General features: G+C 40.0%; 12 protein-coding genes and 1 pseudogene. 6 read left to right on the top strand and 7 right to left on the bottom strand.

Features of this window, described 5'->3' with window-relative positions; genetic code table 11:
* The first annotated feature begins 202 nt into the window (after positions 1-202).
* The 3 genes and pseudogenes from V7K21_RS11210 to V7K21_RS11200 form a co-directional block, all read left to right on the top strand.
* Positions 203-1,435, top strand: coding sequence for a sedoheptulose 7-phosphate cyclase (locus V7K21_RS11210; protein ID WP_335174173.1), 1,233 nt, complete (start codon positions 203-205; stop codon positions 1,433-1,435).
* A gap of 4 nt (positions 1,436-1,439) precedes the next feature.
* The gene (locus V7K21_RS11205; RefSeq protein WP_335174171.1) at positions 1,440-2,273 is read left to right on the top strand and encodes an O-methyltransferase; all 834 of its coding nucleotides are present in this window, start codon (positions 1,440-1,442) and stop codon (positions 2,271-2,273) included.
* Between the two features lie 281 nt (positions 2,274-2,554).
* Positions 2,555-3,448: pseudogene (locus V7K21_RS11200) on the top strand (ATP-grasp enzyme); the annotation flags it as partial.
* 488 nt (positions 3,449-3,936) lie between these two features.
* On the opposite strand, the gene V7K21_RS11195 reads toward V7K21_RS11200, so the two are convergent.
* Together V7K21_RS11195 and V7K21_RS11190 are read right to left on the bottom strand one after the other, a co-directional pair.
* Complete coding sequence (locus V7K21_RS11195; protein ID WP_335174169.1) at positions 3,937-4,932, bottom strand: nodulation protein NodZ; 996 nt, start codon at positions 4,930-4,932, stop codon at positions 3,937-3,939.
* Positions 4,933-5,507: 575 nt separating this feature from the next.
* On the bottom strand, positions 5,508-7,778 hold the full coding sequence (locus tag V7K21_RS11190) for a RelA/SpoT family protein (protein WP_335174221.1): 2,271 nt from the start codon (positions 7,776-7,778) through the stop codon (positions 5,508-5,510).
* Positions 7,779-8,070: 292 nt separating this feature from the next.
* On the opposite strand from V7K21_RS11190, the gene patD reads away from it, so the two are divergent.
* On the top strand, positions 8,071-8,424 hold the full coding sequence (gene patD, locus V7K21_RS11185) for a heterocyst frequency control protein PatD (RefSeq protein ID WP_335130069.1): 354 nt from the start codon (positions 8,071-8,073) through the stop codon (positions 8,422-8,424).
* Between the two features lie 182 nt (positions 8,425-8,606).
* On the opposite strand, the gene V7K21_RS11180 is transcribed toward patD, so the two are convergent.
* On the bottom strand, positions 8,607-9,203 hold the full coding sequence (locus V7K21_RS11180) for a TetR/AcrR family transcriptional regulator (protein ID WP_335174167.1): 597 nt from the start codon (positions 9,201-9,203) through the stop codon (positions 8,607-8,609).
* Between the two features lie 421 nt (positions 9,204-9,624).
* On the opposite strand from V7K21_RS11180, the gene V7K21_RS11175 reads away from it, so the two are divergent.
* Together V7K21_RS11175 and cysH are read left to right on the top strand one after the other, a co-directional pair.
* A complete protein-coding gene (locus V7K21_RS11175) occupies positions 9,625-11,214 on the top strand; it encodes a DHA2 family efflux MFS transporter permease subunit (RefSeq protein ID WP_335174165.1) in 1,590 nt (529 codons plus the stop codon).
* Between the two features lie 760 nt (positions 11,215-11,974).
* A complete protein-coding gene (cysH, locus tag V7K21_RS11170) occupies positions 11,975-12,700 on the top strand; it encodes a phosphoadenosine phosphosulfate reductase (protein ID WP_335174163.1) in 726 nt (241 codons plus the stop codon).
* A 130-nt stretch (positions 12,701-12,830) separates the two neighbouring features.
* Here cysH and V7K21_RS11165 read toward each other — a convergent pair whose 3' ends face one another.
* The 4 genes from V7K21_RS11165 to V7K21_RS11150 all read right to left on the bottom strand — a co-directional run bounded on the left by V7K21_RS11165 (position 12,831) and on the right by V7K21_RS11150 (position 18,972).
* The gene (locus tag V7K21_RS11165) at positions 12,831-13,931 is read right to left on the bottom strand and encodes a hypothetical protein (protein ID WP_335174161.1); all 1,101 of its coding nucleotides are present in this window, start codon (positions 13,929-13,931) and stop codon (positions 12,831-12,833) included.
* A 20-nt stretch (positions 13,932-13,951) separates the two neighbouring features.
* Positions 13,952-14,848, bottom strand: coding sequence for a trypsin-like serine peptidase (locus V7K21_RS11160; protein WP_335174159.1), 897 nt, complete (start codon positions 14,846-14,848; stop codon positions 13,952-13,954).
* Positions 14,849-14,961: 113 nt separating this feature from the next.
* Complete coding sequence (locus tag V7K21_RS11155; protein ID WP_335174157.1) at positions 14,962-16,671, bottom strand: AAA domain-containing protein; 1,710 nt, start codon at positions 16,669-16,671, stop codon at positions 14,962-14,964.
* 54 nt (positions 16,672-16,725) lie between these two features.
* Complete coding sequence (locus tag V7K21_RS11150; protein WP_335174155.1) at positions 16,726-18,972, bottom strand: DUF4011 domain-containing protein; 2,247 nt, start codon at positions 18,970-18,972, stop codon at positions 16,726-16,728.
* Positions 18,973-19,114: the final 142 nt, after the last annotated feature.

Genomic DNA, 19,114 nt, shown 5'->3' with positions numbered 1-19,114 from the left:
TAACAAAAATTTAGCTAAGTAATGGTGTTATTTAGTAACATCGTTCGCTAATAGTAATAAGCTTTTATTGAGAAAGCTTGCTTTAGGGTGGCGAAAGTTTTCGGTGTCCATAAGCCTGATTTGTTATTGCCACACATCAGGGTGAATCTAAAATTTTGCCTGAATTTTCACAAATTTTTCAATCAGATCAAGGTTAACAGCAATGAATAATGTTCAAGCATCGTTTCAAGCAACGGAAGCTGAATTTCGCGTGGAAGGTTACGAAAAAATTGAATTTAGTCTTATCTATGTCAACGGTGCATTTGATATCAATAACAAAGAAATTGCAGACAGCTATAAAAAATTTGGTCGCTGTCTGACTGTGATTGATGCGAATGTAAATCGACTATATGGGAAGCAAATCAAGTCATATTTTAGACACTATGACATTGATGTAACTGTAGTTCCGATTGTGATTACTGAGCCAGCTAAAACCCTTGCAACCTTTGAAAAAATTGTTGATGCTTTTTCTGACTTTGGCTTAATCCGCAAGGAACCAGTGTTAGTAGTGGGTGGTGGTTTAATCACTGATGTAGCTGGGTTTGCATGTGCTGCTTACCGTCGCAAGAGTAACTACATTCGCGTTCCGACAACACTGATTGGTTTGATTGATGCAGGTGTGGCGATTAAGGTTGCAGTCAACCATCACAAGTTTAAAAATCGCTTGGGTGCATATCATGCTCCTTTGAAAGTTATCCTTGATTTCTCCTTTTTGCAAACATTACCAACGGCTCAAGTTCGTAATGGGATGGCAGAGTTAGTCAAAATTGCTGTTGTTGCTAACTCTGAAGTCTTTGAATTGCTGGATGAGTATGGTGAAGAACTGCTTTCCACTCACTTTGGATATGTGAATGGCACGAGTGAACTGAAAGCGATCGCTCACAAACTCAATTACGAGGCAATTAAAACTATGCTGGAGTTAGAAACTCCTAACTTGCATGAATTAGACCTTGATCGCGTCATTGCCTACGGTCATACTTGGAGTCCGACCTTAGAATTAGCTCCGATGATACCCCTGTATCACGGTCATGCAGTCAATATAGACATGGCTTTATCTGCAACCATTGCAGCAAGACGTGGCTACATTACACCTGGGGAACGCGATCGCATTCTAAGCTTGATGAATCGTATAGGTTTATCAATCGATCATCCTCTACTAGATGGGGATTTGCTCTGGTATGCTACCCAGTGTATTAGTTTGACGCGAGATGGCAAACAACGCGCAGCTATGCCGAAACCCATTGGTGAGTGCTTCTTTGTCAACGATTTTACCCGTGAAGAATTAGATGCAGCCTTAGCTGAACACAAAAATCTGTGTGCTACATACCCTCGTGGTGGAGATGGGATTGACGCTTACATAGATACTCAAGAAGAATCCAAACTATTGGGAGTGTGAAAACATGACCAGTATTTTAGGACGAGATACGGCTAGACCAATAACGCCACACAGCATTCTGGTGGCGCAGTTACAGAAAACCCTCAGAATAGCAGAGGAAAGTAATATCCCTTTAGAGATATTGACATCTTTGCGCCAAGGGTTCCAATTGGCGGCGGGTTTAGATCCTTACCTAGATGATTGCACTACCTCAGAATCGACAGCATTGACAGCACTAGCGCAGAAAACCAGCAAAGAAGACTGGAGTAAACGCTTCAGTGATGGTGAAACAGTGCGTCAACTAGAGCAGGAAATGCTCTCAGGACATCTTGAAGGACAGACACTGAAGATGTTTGTGCATATGACCAAGGCCAAAACCATCCTAGAAGTGGGAATGTTCACAGGATATTCAGCTTTGGCGATGGCGGAAGCATTACCAGATGATGGACGACTGATTGCTTGTGAGGTAGATTCTTATGTTGCCGAATTTGCTCAAACTTGCTTTCAGGAGTCTCCCCACGGCGACAAGATTGTTGTAGAAGTGGCACCCGCTCTACAAACACTCCACAAGCTGGCCGCGGCACAAGAATCATTTGATCTGATCTTCATTGATGCCGATAAAAAGGAGTATGTAGAGTACTTCAAAGTTATTTTGGATACTCACTTACTAGCTACCGACGGGTTAATCTGCGTAGATAATACTTTGTTGCAGGGACAAGTTTACCTACCATCTGAACAGCGGACTGCCAATGGCGAGGCGATCGCTCAATTCAACCGCATTGTCACCGCAGATCCTCGTGTAGAGCAAGTTCTGTTACCCATACGAGATGGTCTGACTTTGATTAGACGCTTAGTGTAAGAGGTGCAGAAAATTCGGGTAGTTCTCAATTAAAAGCATCACAAAAAGGCTATTTGATAGCGGTTCTCATTTGGATGCAATATCCAATAGGGGCGTACAGTGTCAACCTAGAGCTAGTGCGAATAGAATTCGCGCCTACACAAACTCTCGTTTGCGGAGCGGACTAATAGAAAATTGAAGGTTTGAAACCCACGCAGGTGGATGAAATTTGTGTAGACGCGGTTTCTAACCGCCGATTTAATGTCAACCTAGAGCTAGGGCGAATGGAGTCTGCGCTGTGAGAATACTATGAGGTTTTCCACTTCGATGCTGATATAACCAAGATGCTGGATGATAAATTTGCTTTTACCGACCAGGCGCGATCGCTTGGTTTATCTGTTCCCAAGTCTTTTAAAATCACCGATCCTGAGCAAGTCATCAATTTCGATTTTAGTAAAGAAACGCGCAAATATATTCTTAAGAGTATTTCTTACGACTCAGTTCGCCGCTTAAATTTAACCAAACTTCCCTCTGATACCCCTGAAGAAACAGCAGCATTTGTCAAGAGTTTACCCATCAGCCCAGAAAAACCTTGGATTATGCAATAATTTATTCCTAGGAAAGAATTATGCACCCATAGCACGGTGCGGGATGGAGAATTAAGGTTGCATTGCTGCTCAAATTCTTCTGCATTTCAGATTAACTACGAAAATGTCGAAAATCCCCAAATTCGGGAATGGGTGCAACACTTCGTCAAAAGTTTGGGGCTCACTGGACAAGTGTCTGTTGACTTTATCCAAGCTGAAGATGGTACGGCATACGCCATTCAATGTAATCTTCGCACCCATTCGGCAATTACAATGTTCTACAATCACCCATGTGTTGCAGAAGCCTATCTTGGTAAAACTCCTTTACCTGCACCCCTAGAACCATTAACTAATAGCAAGCCTACTTACTGGATATATCACGAAATCTGGCGATTGACTGGGATTCGTTCTGGGAAACAATTGCAAACTTGGTTGAAGAACTTAGTCCGAGGCACAGATGCTGTCTATCGCATGGATCATCCTCTACCATTTTTAACTTTGCATCATTGGCAGATTACCTTACTTCTGCTAAAAAATCTGCAACAACTTAAAGGCTGGGTAAAGATTAATTTTAATATCGGCAAACTGGTGGAATTAGGGGGCGACTGAGGGTAGGGAGTTAGGAGTTACTAATTCTTCTCCCTCATCTTCTAATACGGTTCGGATAAGACTTGATTCCCCCCAACCCCCCTTTACAAGGCTACGGTGTATACAGGTTTGAAATAACTTACAAATAATTTGGTTTGAGCGTTGCTTTACCCTACCCTAACCCTCCACGATGTATTAGGGAGGGAACATGATTTATCATTTCCACTCTTTACAGGGGGGTAATCTGTACAATGCAAATTACACTAAAAAACTAATTTATACTAAGTTGCCTTCTAATGTAGAATTTAAGTTAGCCGTAAGCTTTTTGGCTATTTTTGCATAAGTCCTAAGTTTATCTCTATCAATTCAAAAACAAAGTCCAATATTGCTGAAAGGTTGGTGAAGTCGTCAGGCTAGGTATAATTCTGTGGAAGTGGGGTTTCAAACTCAAATTCTACAACGCCAAATCACCAATCCGTTACACCTGTAATTCAGAACTGCTATAGTCACTAAAGAATTTCCTTTTCTCTGAGCCAAGAAATTAAGTTTTTGACTTTTCCTCTTAAAGTGTATTGAGAAGTTTCAATTATATTAGTTTCTGGGATATCAGAAATTAACTTTGCAACTACACCGAACGTAGAAGTTTTGTCGTATATTAGATAATTACATTTGCTTAATAGATAAATATCTACTAAAGCTTGAACACCATTTTCAAACCTATCTGGACATTCAGGATTCTGATGTAAAGAAGATCCTGACATTGGATACCACTTATCTGTTACTAAAATATTAGTATATTTAGTTCTAAAAAAATCTTCTACTTCCTTATTATCAGTTGCTAAAAATATCAAAATCTTAGGATCTTTTTCATAAATCTTATCAATAAAATTTAAGTATGTATTAATTGAAGATTTTCTGTCAGTATATCTAACATGAACCCCGATTACGTTATCTTCAAAAGAATTATCTATAGTTTTTTTTATAGTTGCTTGAATATTAGGTTGTAAACTCAGATTTTCTCTAATTATTTTTTTTAATATAGTTTCATTACTCAGACTTTGTAGATAAGCAAAATCACCTAAAAAATGTTGTCTTAGCTTATAAGTCTCTGTTACAAACGACCATCTAATCAAAACATCTTCACTATAATCGATGCGCGACATATTAGTAGTATATTTTGACCATATTCTAGGGTTATTGTATCTCAAATCAGCTTCAGATTCATATAATAACAATAATTCATTCACAGATTTATCTAAGTTATTCTTCCAGAAACTTGGATTGACAGATTGAGTAGAAGGTATTTCTGAAGCTTGAGTAAGATGATGAAGATTAAAAAAATTAGGAAAAACATTGCTGCGATTATTGGAGTAAGTCTCATCGCTCCAATCAACAATTATCTTTCTATTAGTAAGCTGAGTATATAAAATACTGTCCAAGAGAGCGAGAAAACGATTTCCCATCCCTGCTTTCCCTTTCGCTACTAAAAATTTATCTCCAACCATTTCTAATTCCTCCTAACAATTTTAAAATCAAATAAGTGATGGTTCATCGGGTGTAATCAACATAAAACACATTTGATAGAATCAATAATGAACCAACAAAACTAAGCATAACTAAATAAATCATCTTGATCTTACGCTTTAGGGAGTTTTTTCCAATCTTCTGATGAAATTAGAACTTAGACATTGACAGGAAAGACCAAATATGGGTAATTTGAAAAACTACATCTGCCGTCGGTAACATTGCTGTGCCTGTGGAGGGTGCGAGTCTATTTACCCCTAAAGAATGATTAATAAAAGCCTAAAACGTCCTATCTTGGTAAATACATATCATAATTGATTTATACAGTACGTAAGTCGGATAAATTTCCTTTCAGTAAACACAGCTATTTTACTCAATGTTTTATAGTTTACCAAAATCATGTCAATAATGATAACCCAAATTAACGATTGACAAAATTGCCAAGTAAGGTATTATCTCTTTATACCTAATTTTAGCCATCATATTAAGTTTACCAACAGGCTGTTAGGATGTTGGCAAGAAAAGGTTTTTTGTTATGGGGATACTGATATCCCTACTACTCGTCAATTTGACCAACGCGGCGGATATTCAGAATGTCGCTCATTTTATTAATTTGGACGAACACTTGCTCTAGTTGAGAGCGATCGCGTATATCTATTCCTAAGTCCATCAATGCAGGTTGACCAGTAGCAGTTTTCACCTGGGCATGGCGGACATTGATTCCTTGGTCACTCAACCGTGACAAAATATCCTTTAGCACCCCTACGCGGTCAAGGGCTTCAATTTGAACATCCACTGGGTAAGTGTGCGGGCGACCACTATTTTCGGCGGCTGGGTTCCACCTAACTGGTACTAAACGCTCATACTCCACACTTTCCAGATTATGACAGCCTTGGCGATGAATTGAAATCCCCCTACCTCGCGTCACCACACCAATAATTGGTTCACCAGGAATCGGGGTACAACACCCAGCTAAATAATACACCAAACCTTCTACCCCAACAATTGGCGAATCAGTGGAACGTGAGGTAGTTAAAGGTGCATCTCGCAAAGCTTTTGATGTCGCTGCTTCTTTGGGGATAAATAGCGACACAGTGGAAACTGGTTGTTGTCCCTTGGCTACTTCTCGCCAGCGATTTAGCACTAGGTTCAAGGTAATCTCTCCGTAACCCAAACCAGCAAGTAAATCTTCCACGCTGTGGTAATTACACTTTTCGGCGACAATCTGCATCGCATCTGACTTCAGCAGGCTATCAAAACCAGTTTTGCCAAGTTCCTTTTCTAATAACTCCCGTCCACGCGCGACATTTTCTTCGCGGCGCGATCGCTTATACCATTGTTTTATCCGATATTTTGCCGCTGAAGTTCTGATAAAGTTCAACCAATCCAAACTCGGATGACAGTTCTTTTGGGTTAGAACCTCTACAATATCGCCATTTTGCAGTCGCGTTGACAGTGGCACCATTCGCCCATTCACCCGCGCTCCTGAACAGTGGTTTCCCACTTCTGTATGAATACGATAAGCAAAATCTATAGTGGTAGCACCAGGGCTTAAAGGAACAACATCCCCCTTAGGGGTAAAGACATAGACATCATCTTCAAATAGATTATCTTTGACACTATCAAGATATTCTTGTGCATCCTTGAGATCGGTTTGCCATTCCAGCAGCTGCCGCAGCCAAGTAAACTTGTCATCTGTCGCTGTCAAATGGCTAATACTAGAACCTCCTGTTTCTTTATACTTCCAATGGGCGGCAATCCCATACTCAGCAATATGATGCATTTCGATTGTCCGAATTTGCACCTCCAAAGGACGACCAGTTAATCCAATCACCCCAGTGTGCAATGACTGGTAACGGTTAGGCTTTGGCAGTCCAATATAGTCCTTAAATCTCCCAGGAATTGGGCGAAAAGCATCATGAACTACCGCCAACGCCCGATAGCAATCCTGATTAGTTTGAACAATTATTCGCAGCGCTGCCAAATCGTAAATTTCATGAAATTCCTTTTGCTGACGGTGCATTTTTTGGTAAATGCTATAAAGGTGCTTGGGACGACCGCTAAGATCCTGAAAGGCGATTCCAGCTTGCTGCAAACGTTCTCGTAAAATCTCTGTAGCTTTGGCTAATTTCTCTTCTCGCGCCGTCCGTTTTTCGGAAACGTGCTCTTGCATTTGGCGAAAAGCTTCCGGTTCCAAATACTTAAAAGCCAAATCTTCCAGTTCCCATTTAATCCGCCAAATCCCCAAGCGATTGGCTAAGGGTGCGAATATATCTCGCGTTTCCTGGGCACTGCGGCGGCGGCTGGCCTCTGACATGTATTGTAAAGTTCGCATATTATGCAAACGATCTGCCAACTTCACCACAATTACCCGAATATCTTGTGCCATTGCCAAAAACATCCGCCGGAAGTTTTCGGCTTGGCTTTCGGTTTTGCTGGTGAAATTGATTTTAGAAAGCTTGGTGACACCTTCGACCAATTGTCGCACTTCTGGGCCAAAGCGTTCTTCTATTTCTTGACTTGTAACTTCTGTATCTTCAACGACATCATGGAGAAATCCAGCTGCTATCATAGCAGCACTACCTCCCAAGTCACGCAGCAAGTCAGCTACAGCGATGGGATGAGCAATGTATGGTTCTCCCGATTTGCGATATTGACCTTGATGCAGTTGGTAGGCAAATTCAAATGCGCGACCAATTAAAACTGTATCACTATGCCTTCGGTCACCTTCAGCTTCATTGCTACTTGTCGATGACTCCTTCAAACATTTTTTTAACCATTCTGGAATGGTTAGATCAACAGATGAATTTATAGCTAGGCTGCTCATACAATTGGGTTTAGAGTGGATCGGTAGATAATGTGAATGATAAATAAAACTGGCAGCATCGCCCGAAGAAGATGCTGTCGCCCAGAGACGGGTAGAAAAAACAGTGTAAGGATGATTCTCCAATTGCCGTTGGTAGTCATCCGGTGTAAGTTTCAAGGATCATAAAGAAAATCGATTGATGGCAAACAAAACCTCAAACCATGATTTGAGGCTTTTAGTGCTGATAAGTCTTTAAGAAAGTTTATTGTAGAAGAAAAATTACTTGACATTAATATATCTTAATTAGTACTAGATGTCTTTAAACCGTGAGAAATATCTGGCACTCGTAACCTTGTTAGAGCAATTACGCTCCGATGCCACAACTACCCAAATCGTTGCGCCCGAACTGCGAGTGCGTGTAGCCTCGTTGCAGCAATTTTTCGGGCAGCAAATTGTGCCTTTGGCTGATGAAAACTGGCAAGTGCAGTCTTATCAAACGGAGATGAGCAAGCAACTGCGCCTGTTGGAAATAGATGTGATGTTTTTGCAAGGAGCGCGGCAGGCTTCTACTGCACAAACGAGACTTCAGACGATTAGCGATCGCTTGACAACTCTCATTCAATACTGTGATGCCATTTTGCAACCAGAAGCGGAAGGAGAAAAATAACAATTCTTTACCTTTTTCGCTAATTAATCCATCATCTCATTTACGACCGTTAGTGAAAAGTTATTTTGGCAACAAGTTGGACATTGGGCATTGGTTATTCTCGTTGTCCCTCTAAAGTTCTGATCTAAGAAAGCCTGAGATTAAACTTGTCTTCCTTGTCCCCATGCGCCATGCCCAATGCCCTATGCGCCATTCCCAATACCTTTGAAGAGAAGATTCATTGTGCGGCGCATGTAGGCTTCTACTGGCTCAGTTGTAGGTTTGAAGATCAGTGCATAATATAGTGACCCGCTCACAAGATCGATAATTAAGTCTACATCTGCATCCTTGTGAATTTCGCCTCTAGATTTGGCACGCTCAAGTACTTTAGAAAAGGCTTCACGTCGAAGTTTTGTATATTTTGTCCAGTAAACCTCTGCAAACTGAGGATTGCTAGACGCTGTACTAATTATCAAGGCGAGTGTCTGACGACCAAGGGGACTATCTATTTTTTTGGCAGCATTATTGATTAGGATATCCATGTCTCCCCAAAAGCTGCCAGTATCGGGGATCGCTAAATCATCCCTCAGACTTTCTATAGCGTCTGCAATTAGTTCTTCTTTGGAAGTATAACGCCGATAGATAGTCGTTTTACCAACTCCAGCCCGGGAAGCGATCGCTTCTATACTCATACTTTGATATCCTACCTCTGCAAGCAGATCCAAAGTCGCTTGCAGAATAGCTTGGTCGGCATGGATGCTGCGTGGTCGTCCAGAAGGGCTGTTGATTTGGTTACTCATAAAAATATCATCCCCAAGCTATATCTTCTTGGCAATTTGCTTCTACCTTTGGGCATAGAACATAGCCTACGGGAAACAAATAAACCCTATAACCTAATTCTCATACATGAAAACACCAGGAGTGACTATCCATCTTTAGCATAAGTATTTCTGCTATTTTTCATTGAAAACTCTCTTGACCGTTTCTATATGATACGCTACCGTAGCGTATACATACAATATTTAATTTTAGCTTTGGGTTGGGCTACCCCAAAGCCAAATATCGCTTTGACCGAAGAAGAAAAGGATACAAGCCCCTAAATTTATTTATGGGGTTCTAATTTTTGACTTTTGACTTTTGACTTTTGACTTTTGACTTCCCGTTCGCGTAGCGTCCCGCAGGGAAGGGGCTGACATCCTCCAAATATTATTTGTGCTAACAATGGCTACCAACATTAAACATGCAACTTTTGATCAATTTGGTTATGTGCAGGGGCCATTAAAGTGGGCGATCGCTTTCACAGCTTCCATTGGTGCAGTCTTAGAAGTGATTGATACCAGTATTGTTAACGTTGCCCTGACTGACATCCAAGCCAGTCTTGGTGCAACTGTCAGTGAAGTAGGTTGGGTGGTGACTGGATATGCGATCGCTAACGTTGTTTTAATTCCCTTATCTGCATGGCTGGGAGATTACTTTGGGCGCAAAACCTACTTCATCTTCTCGTTAATTGGCTTTACCCTTGCCTCCGTTTTATGCGGGTTGGCATTTAATTTACCGATGCTGGTTTTTTCTCGAATTCTTCAAGGTTTATGTGGTGGTGGATTGCTAGCTAAAGCACAAGCGATTTTGTTCGAGACTTTTCCACCTGCTGAACAAGGTATGGCCCAGGCAGTTTTTGGAGTAGGTGTAATTTCTGGCCCAGCCATTGGCCCAACTTTAGGGGGATTTTTGGTAGATGGTTTGGGCTGGCGGTGGATTTTCTTTGTTAATATTCCCTTCGGGATCATTGCAGTGGGGATGTCCTTTGTATTTTTGCTCAAAGACAAAGACAAGAGCCAGACACAAAGCCAAGCCGTCGATTGGTTAGGGATTGGGCTTTTGGTCATCGCTGTTGGCTGTATGCAAACTTTGTTAGAGCAAGGAGAGGAAGACGACTGGTTTTCCTCCAGTTTCATCACCACGTTGGCGATCGCTAGTATTATCGGATTGGGACTGTTTATTTGGCGAGAACTAAAAACAGATCACCCTGCTGTGGATTTGAGAGTTTTGCGTCACCGTTCTTTAGCTGCGGGAAGCGTTCTCTCAGCACTGGTGGGTATGGGGCTTTATGGGACACTCTTTGCTGTGCCGATTTTCGCTCAGAGCGTGCTGCAATTTACGGCAACACAGACAGGACTATTATTAGCACCTGGGGCTTTAGCGTCTGCGATCGTTATGGTTTTATTAGGCAAACTGTCCAGTAAAATTGATGCCCGATTTTTAATTGCAATGGGCGCTGTCGGCTCATCTGGAGTCATGTTTCAACTAGCAACAATTACCCCACAAACCGGCACAGATGATTTATTTTGGCCATTAGTATGGCGTGGGGCTTTTACTGTGTTGATGTTTCTCCCTTTGAGTTTGGCAGTTTTAGGCCCGCTACCCAAACAAGATGTTTCTGCCGGATCTGGTTTCTACAACCTGACTCGACAACTAGGTGGCAGTATCGGCATTGCCCTACTCACCACTCTACTTGATCGACGAGAGGCTTTTCATCGAGCTATCATGTTAGCAAAACTTAGTCCTTATGATTCCGAAACCAATCAGCGCCTCGATGCACTCAACGGGGCACTCCAAAGTCAAGGTATGGATGCGACTACAGCTCAGCAACAAGCACTAACTTTATTAAGTCAAATAGTAGACATCCAAGCTGCTGTTTTGTCTTACGCAGATTGCTTTCGAGTCGTAGGTGTGGCGTTCCTTTGTTCATTACCCCTGTTATTATTCCTGGGTAAAGGGGGTGCAGGAGCGAAAGCGCCAGTGGGTCATTAGAGTTAAAGTAAATAGCGATCACATCGTTATTTTAACATGAGTTCGACAAACCTCTCCCTGCCTTGAACTTTAGTTCAAGTCTGTCTCTCTGGGAGTCGGAGAGGGACAGGTTTCGCGTAGTGAAATCTCTTAAAGGTTTTTTGATTCGACTAACTAGGCAGACATGATATAACCCGTCGAACTCACGTAATATTAAATTCTCTAATTGCAAAACTACGTAAAAACACGGTTTAAAGATTATTCTCTACCGGAAGTCACTGAAGAGGCTTAATATACACCGATATATGTGGCTCAGAAAAGTAAAAGTCCGGCTCAGTTTTGAGCCGGACTATGTGAAGTTTTATTGCTAAAATTAGAAATCTTTATCTTAGAAGAAGTTCATTATTGTAATAATGCTTACGCTGGTCAACATCATTAAAGCGCCCATAATAATAGATTCGCCTAAGGGATTGCGGGATTTTGAATTGTTCATTATAAGTAAAATCCTTTTTGTTAATAGTTCCTTAACCATATCAACATCAGTATAAATATCCATAAAAGTCTTGTAAAACTTAAGAAACCGTAAAGTTTCTTAGTAAATACGGAATTATTTAATTGTGTATTAATTTTTACTTTTAAGGGGTTATTCTCCTGGTCTCTCCAGTTCCATAATGTAGTAATTCCCGAATAGAATAATTACCTGAACTCCGAGCGGAATACGCGTCTTTGTGAGCTAAAATAAATCTTAATCAAGGTAGAAATATTTGAACAGAAGATTATCATGACAGTCTCCACGGCATCTAGAAACCAAGCGATCGCTTTTGACGTAGACAAATTAAATGAGCAATTTGAAACTGCCACTCCTAAAGAAATACTGGCATGGTCTATAGACAATATCCCAACGGGACTGGTGCAAACGAGCGCCTTTAACGTGGATGACATGATAATTACCCATATTCTTTACAGTGAACTGAAGCATCCCGTTCCTGTGATATTTCTCGACACCTTGCACCACTTTGACGAAAGCCTAGAATTAGTTGCCAAAGCTAAACAAGTCTACAACCTGGATTTGCAAACTTACAAAACTCCAGATGTAGACACCCGCGAAGCCTTTGAAGCCAAATACGGCGACAAACTTTGGGACAAGGATATTGCCCAATTCCACCACGTTACAAAAATTGAACCACTGCTACGGGGCTTAGACGAACTCAACAGCGTCGCTTGGATCACCGGACGCCGCCGTGATCAAGCAGTAACCCGTGCGAATATGCCTATATTTGAGTTAGACGGGAAAGGTCGGCTGAAAGTAAATCCCATAGCCACTTGGACACGTCAAGACAGCTGGATTTACGTGGCTGAACACGGAGTCATCTACAACCCTCTACACGATAAAGGTTATCCCAGCATAGGCGATCAACCCATCACCACCAAAGTAGGCGAAGGCGAAGACGAACGCGCCGGACGCTGGCGGGGAAGTGATAAAACAGAATGTGGAATTCACATTTAAGGGGAAGTAGGGAGTAGGGAGTAGGGAGTTGGGGAATAGAAGAAAAAAAGAATTTCCCCCGACTCTCCTTTGCTTACTCTGCGTCTCTGCGGTTAGATAACACTGTTACACAACAAACTTAGAGGCTAGTTTATTGACCACTTTGCTGGAAAAGCTGCTCTAGAGAAGCTAATTCGGCTTGTGTCGCTGCGTCAATCTCTGGCAAAGGTCGCTGCATAATTGAGTAAAGCGATCGCCTTTGCACTTTTGTAGATTGCAAACCAAGTTCCTTTAATTCTTCTCCAATTTTTAATCTCATATTGCGTCGGTCAGCTTTAGTTAGATCAGGACTTTGGAGAATAGCTATTTCAATAGCAGGTAAAATAAATTTCTTTACTTTTTCATATTCTCCTGAATAAATAGCATTTTGAGCTTGAGTAAGTAGCTCTTTTATATTTTCTAATGACTCCCAATCTTGCTGTTTGCGCTTTTCTATACGAAAAAGCATATAACTATAACCTTCTAGGGGTTTGCCGTCACGCTCAAAAGTTTTAGTTGTTCCAGGTGAACCAAGACAGAGGCTATCATTTATAATACAAAGATTATCACTGTTTATCTTATTATCCTGCGCCAAAATGGCAGCAAAATAACCTGCTTTGAGAGAATTACTACCACCTCCATCAGCTTCAGAAAATGTTTGTTGGTAGCCTAGTTCTAACCGACGCTCACCAATATCGAGTAAATCTTCAATACCCCGATATACTGGTTCTGCTAGCTTTATAACACTTGAAAGTTGCGGCACAGGTAGCAATTCAGAAAATCTGCCCATCGTCTTAATAAATTTACCGATGGAGTCATTATTAACTATGCTAAATAAGCCTGCTTGTAACTCAACTAATCCATCATTGAAAGGAAATAAAGATGTCAAAGGATAGTTACACTGAATGACTTTATCCAGATTATCTGCTATTGATTTTTCTAATTGTCCAGGTGCAGCTAGATAGGGAATTATTACGGGTTTCCCACCGTGATTGAAGCGGACAGCAGCATGAACCACCGGATATCTTTGCTTGAACCATTCTACATCTTTGGCCAAGCGCATCTCCACTAGCCAGATCCGACAATAGGCTTCACCTGCAACAATGGGTTTTTCGTCGTACTCTAGATCAACTCGATGTTTCGGTAGAGAAAGGGTTTTATATTTTGGAGCCTCACGGCTGAAAGTTTCAGATAAACTCTGGAAAAAGCTCATAAAATTATTCCTCTGTCACATCAAGCTAAATGCGGTGAAATCTGATTCCAAATAGTACGAATGGGAATACCTCCCGTTGAACCTGGAGTCACGGTACGTCCTATACCAGGATTTCCTTGATGAATTGCAATAAGTTCCCATTGGCGATTAAAAATTGGTGCGCCAGAGGAACCGTTATCAGTTTTAAGATTATGGTCAATGTAATCTTCTCCTACTTGTGTAATTTGTCCCAAGTCGGAAATTATCACTGGGTTTCCTTGCGGATGATGGATAATACGAATATCTTGACCGCTATCTAATATATACGTTTCATTAATAAAAATGGATTTTTGTTGTGTTTGAGCGTTGATTTTAAGAAAAGCATAATCAAGGTGACTACTATTACTAATAAAATCTAATTTCAAAATATCCTTTTCTGATTCGTAACTCCCATTTTTATAACCAAAGCGCACCCATGCTTTTTGCACTTGGCTCTTACTAAATCGGTAGAGCTTTCTATAATTCTCCTCCTCAGATTTAATTAAATAAACACTTTCTCCCTGAATAGCAACCGAAATCATGATTCCCTTTAACTTTTTAATTTTTGTTATCAAGTTTTCAAATTGTGATATTTGCCACTCTTCAACTAATTGTTGGTGAGATTTACCTTTAACATAGCGCTGACATAAAACAATATCAATTTGATTGAAAGAGGTAGTGTATAGGTCATGAATATATCCTGCTTTTGAAGCATATCCCCTTTCTAAAGATGACCAGCGATCGCGCCAATCTGAAAGAGATTTAAATTTATTAGGATTTTCGATGTAAACCCCTTCCTCTTCAAGAGATTCCATCAGGTCAGCAATGTTTTTAGAAAGTAGTGTATACTCTTTCTCTTTTTGGTGAATTTTCAACTCTCCAGTAGAAACCGCAATCATAATTAATTGCAACTGTTGAATTTTAGTTAACAGTTCTTCAGTTAGTGCTACTATCGTAGAAAATCCAAGTTTTATTTAAATCTCTGTTTATATAGCTACACTAGCAACTGTGTTTATTTCTGATTGCGTAGATTCTCTATATACTTAACTAGTCGGTTTATTTGAGTGTCTCTGTCGCGATTCCATTCACGAGACCAAATTCTGTAAATGCGCCAGCCTAATTTTTGTAGAACTTCTTGGCGGAGGCGATCGCGATCGCGTGCTGTAGGATAGTCACGATACGTTGCTCCATCACATATAATGCCTAAAAAATACTCCTCTGTTTCTGGCTTGAGATTATCTATTAACACTAGATCAATCGGGTAAGCTGAACGACCTACCCGTTTCTTAACTGCATATCCCCTTTCTGTTAGAACCTGATAGATATCTTCTTCAAAGTGTAAATCTGAGTGAGATACCTCATCAGCAAGCTTTTCATCTAGTTTTTGACCGCAGCTTTGAGCGTATGCAAAATACTCTTTAAGCAATGCAGCTTGTTGACCTTTTTCTGCACCAAAATCTTCTGATTTAATTGAGGCGACTAAAACAAACTTACATTTAGCGCGAGTTATTGCAACATTTAATCTTCGTCTTCCTAAATCCTGTTGAATTTTACTAAAGTAACCAAAGTTGTGATTTAAATTATCTCGTTTTTCGTTATCAAAACCAAAGCCAAAGCTTAGGAAAATCACATCTCGTTCATCACCTTGAACCTCATCGATTGGTTTGATAAAGAACTTGTCTGAGTTATCTTGACAAAATTCTTCTATTTCTGGATGCTGAATGCTGATACGGTTAACTTGCTCCCAGATGGCTTTTGCCTGTTGTTTACTTGAGGTAATAATACCCAAAGTTTGCTTGGGGTATTGCTGAAAATGCTGCACTACTAGCTTTGCAATTTCCTCCGCTTCACGGATATTATCTTTGCGCTTACCACCACGGTTATATATTCCTCCTTCAACAGGATGGAAATGCACACCTCGGCTAACATCTTTCACAGGGTTGGGGAAAGAAATAAGTTTTGAATCGTAAAATTCTTGGTTTGAAAAGGCAATGAGGCTTTCATCTTGGCTGCGGTAGTGCCACCTCAAAGTAAATTCTTGCATCATTGATAAATGGGGACATTCATCAAGCAAATTTTCATAAACTTCTTCTTCATCGTTGCTATCATCGGAAGCTGTACTTTCAAAGTAAGAAGTTGGCGGTAGCTGCTGGTTATCTCCAACAACAATTAGCTGTTTTGCTCGCATAATAGAAGATACTGCATTTTCAGTACGAATTTGAGAAGCTTCGTCAAAGATAACAACATCAAACTCCACTGCCTCTGCATCTACATATTGACTAACCCCTAAAGGACTCATCAACCAGCATGGCTTGAGGATAGTAACAAGTTGAGGCGCATTTTTGATAAATTGACGAATTTTTTGTTGCCCCCTTTGCTTTTTACTTTCATCTTTAAAAGACTTCACTTGTTGTACTGCTTCCGCCTGTGTTAACCAATCTTGCCAACGTTTGACATGGAGTTGTCTCAAACGTTCTATTGCAACTTCATACTGTTGTTTATCTTTTTCGGAAAACTCATTTATTTTCCGCTCATGGAAATCCTGGTTAAAGTTTCGCAACTCTAAATTATCATTATGTATATGTCGCAGCCAATTTTCATATACGCCTTTTTGTAAAACTGAAAACCAATCATTTGGTAGGAAGTTAGAATCTCGTAGTTTAGATAAAAAATCTTTGGTTCCAATAGCTTCTAATTGACGTACAATTTGTTGATAGTCCAACCACTGTTGGAATAAATCAATCTCATTGTGGGCTTGTTGACGGGAATTTTCAATTTACTTTAAGGGTGTTTTTTCCAATATACCTAATGCTGTTACTCGTTCTTGAGGAAAGTTGTATCTTAAAAATTTCAAGCCTTCTTTAATCTGATTTAAGGATGATTCCAAATTTTCTAAAAATGTTCTTAGCTCCTGATAGCATTCTCTTGAAGCAATAACTGCGCCTATTGTCTCTTTATCTAATTGGTACTGTTGAATTACTATTTCCAACCATTCAAGACCTCGCTCAATACTTAGTAAATCCGTCATTTCTTCATCAAATGAAGAACCAAAAGCTGTACGAGCTTGATATTGTGGATCTTTTAATATACTTAAAATATTTTGGCGCTCAATTGCTTTTTCAATATCTGCAATTAATTTTTGCTCAGAAACTCTATTTTGGTCTTGCCGTAGAGCTATGAGACGTTGACGTTCGCGCCTCTTAGCATTACGCCATTGCCAATAAGCTGGTTGAATAAAGCGGAAAATACCTGTAAATCTTCTTGCAAAAAGTCTCCTAAGTTCTAACAGATCAAAACTTAAAAATTCACCAGCATACTTAGCATTTAATGTAGAATTAATAGATTGATAATTTATAATCTCTTTTTCTAAATTAGAATACGACTGTCTCAAATCGACTAAATCTGTTGAAAGAGACCAAGTTTCAATTCCTGATGGAGCATCAAGGATATGAGCTACTGCTGGCTGGAACCGTTCCAAATCATACAATGTTTCGAGTGATTCTGTTATTTTTAGCAGTTGCGTCAATGAAGCTATAGTATCCTGAGCAAGTTTTATTCCTTGACTGAGATTGTCAATATGACTACGCAAATCATTATTGATATCAGACGACCAAGATTCAGATTTTAGTGGACTATTTGACCATATCGTTTTTTGCCTTCCCCGAAATATAGCCTCGAATTGACCAAGTTTTTCCAGTGGTATTTTTGCTTCCAATAATCTGGTTTCTGACCAATCGTCCAGATTATCAAGATTAAACTCTAGCACAGGAGTTTCTTTTCGTTCTAACCTGAGAATTTCGCCATACAGGTCAAAAGCAGATTTATTTAATGGTTGCTTCTGTTTATGTAGGCCTACTACATGCTCATTGAGAACTTGCTGATAGTCACGTAAAGGTTTAAAGAATGTATCCCAATCTTGGTGTTGTGCTTTGTTTCTTTCTGAAAGCTGAGTGAAAGTTTGGTCTAATTGATTAAAGAAATCTTTTGCTTTTGTTGTGACTTGGTGGTGTAAATTTAGACAAACATCTTCCAACTTACTTTTTTTAAGTCTGTCAAAGACAACTTCTAGAGCAGTTTGCTTTTCCGCAACTACAAGCACTTTCTTATTTTTGCCGATTAACTCAGTGATGATGTTAACAATAGTTTGGCTTTTTCCTGTACCAGGAGGCCCCTGGACTACACAGCTAAGTCCTGCCTTTATAGCTTCTATAACTACTTGCTGGCTGGAGTCTGCGTCACATATTTGATAAATTGATGAGGGATCTATTTTCTCAAGTTCTTGCTCTTGAGTAATGGAGAGCTTATTGACATTATCAGGTGTTCGTTTTATGGCTAGTTCTTTCAAGATAGGATGATTAGCTATCTTTTGCTGATTTTGTTCCAAGTCTTTAATCATTGCTGCTTTTGCATCCTGGAACAAAGTAATGTGTGCTGTTTCTTGTACATGCCAGTCAGGTTGTTTAGCGATCGCACCACGAACAGCATCAAAAAAACTCTCATAACTCAATTTTGGAACGCGATCGCTCTCAGGCAGTACAATATTAAAATCTTCACGTAACTTGTTGACTAAAATAAAGTTAACAGAAATCTCATCATCAGTAGAGTAAAGTGTGAACTCTGGCAACTTTCTGCCTTTTTTTTCCAATTTGACAGGAACAAGCAGCATTGGAGAAACATACTTTTCCTGGGGTTTTTCGGGGTCAAACCATGTTAAAGTACCAAAAATTAGAAAGAGACTATTAAAACCCTTCTCCTCCAAGCTTGATTTCGCACCTTTACAAACTTCATCTAATAGCCTGATCCGGTCAGTATCACTCTGCTTGGTTGTGAGTTGACTAAAAGGAAATGGAGTGGGTTCTCCTACAAAGTTTTTATATAAAACTGAAGAGGTTGTAAGAATATCAATTACTGGTTTTTTGTTTTTGCGAAAATCAAGTAAAGGATTACTGTTGGAGTCGCCAGCAAGTTTTTTCTTCCAAATATTGATTTTTTCTTGGATTGCCTGAGTGTCCGAGATACTCATTCTGTTTGAATTGGTAGTGATCGACAAGACTAAGCTTGTGTTTTAATACTTCTATTGTAAGTAATATGTATTACAAAAATCATCATTTGTTACAAATTGCAGACACAGCGATTATTCAAGTAGACGACACTTTTAAAAATTT

This window comes from Nostoc sp. (assembly GCF_036919595.1).
GTDB lineage: Bacteria > Cyanobacteriota > Cyanobacteriia > Cyanobacteriales > Nostocaceae > Nostoc.
The sequence above is the reverse complement of the archived record's forward strand: the minus strand, read 5'-3'. Positions and strand labels throughout refer to the sequence as shown.

Coding starts and splice junctions, on each gene's coding strand:
- V7K21_RS11210 (WP_335174173.1), top strand. CDS start 203: ATGAATAATGTTCAAGCATCGTTTCAAGCAACGGAAGCTGAATTTCGC.
- V7K21_RS11205 (WP_335174171.1), top strand. CDS start 1,440: ATGACCAGTATTTTAGGACGAGATACGGCTAGACCAATAACGCCACAC.
- V7K21_RS11195 (WP_335174169.1), bottom strand. CDS start 4,932: ATGGTTGGAGATAAATTTTTAGTAGCGAAAGGGAAAGCAGGGATGGGA.
- V7K21_RS11190 (WP_335174221.1), bottom strand. CDS start 7,778: ATGAGCAGCCTAGCTATAAATTCATCTGTTGATCTAACCATTCCAGAA.
- patD (WP_335130069.1), top strand. CDS start 8,071: ATGTCTTTAAACCGTGAGAAATATCTGGCACTCGTAACCTTGTTAGAG.
- V7K21_RS11180 (WP_335174167.1), bottom strand. CDS start 9,203: ATGAGTAACCAAATCAACAGCCCTTCTGGACGACCACGCAGCATCCAT.
- V7K21_RS11175 (WP_335174165.1), top strand. CDS start 9,625: ATGGCTACCAACATTAAACATGCAACTTTTGATCAATTTGGTTATGTG.
- cysH (WP_335174163.1), top strand. CDS start 11,975: ATGACAGTCTCCACGGCATCTAGAAACCAAGCGATCGCTTTTGACGTA.
- V7K21_RS11165 (WP_335174161.1), bottom strand. CDS start 13,931: ATGAGCTTTTTCCAGAGTTTATCTGAAACTTTCAGCCGTGAGGCTCCA.
- V7K21_RS11160 (WP_335174159.1), bottom strand. CDS start 14,848: ATGATTGCGGTTTCTACTGGAGAGTTGAAAATTCACCAAAAAGAGAAA.
- V7K21_RS11150 (WP_335174155.1), bottom strand. CDS start 18,972: ATGAGTATCTCGGACACTCAGGCAATCCAAGAAAAAATCAATATTTGG.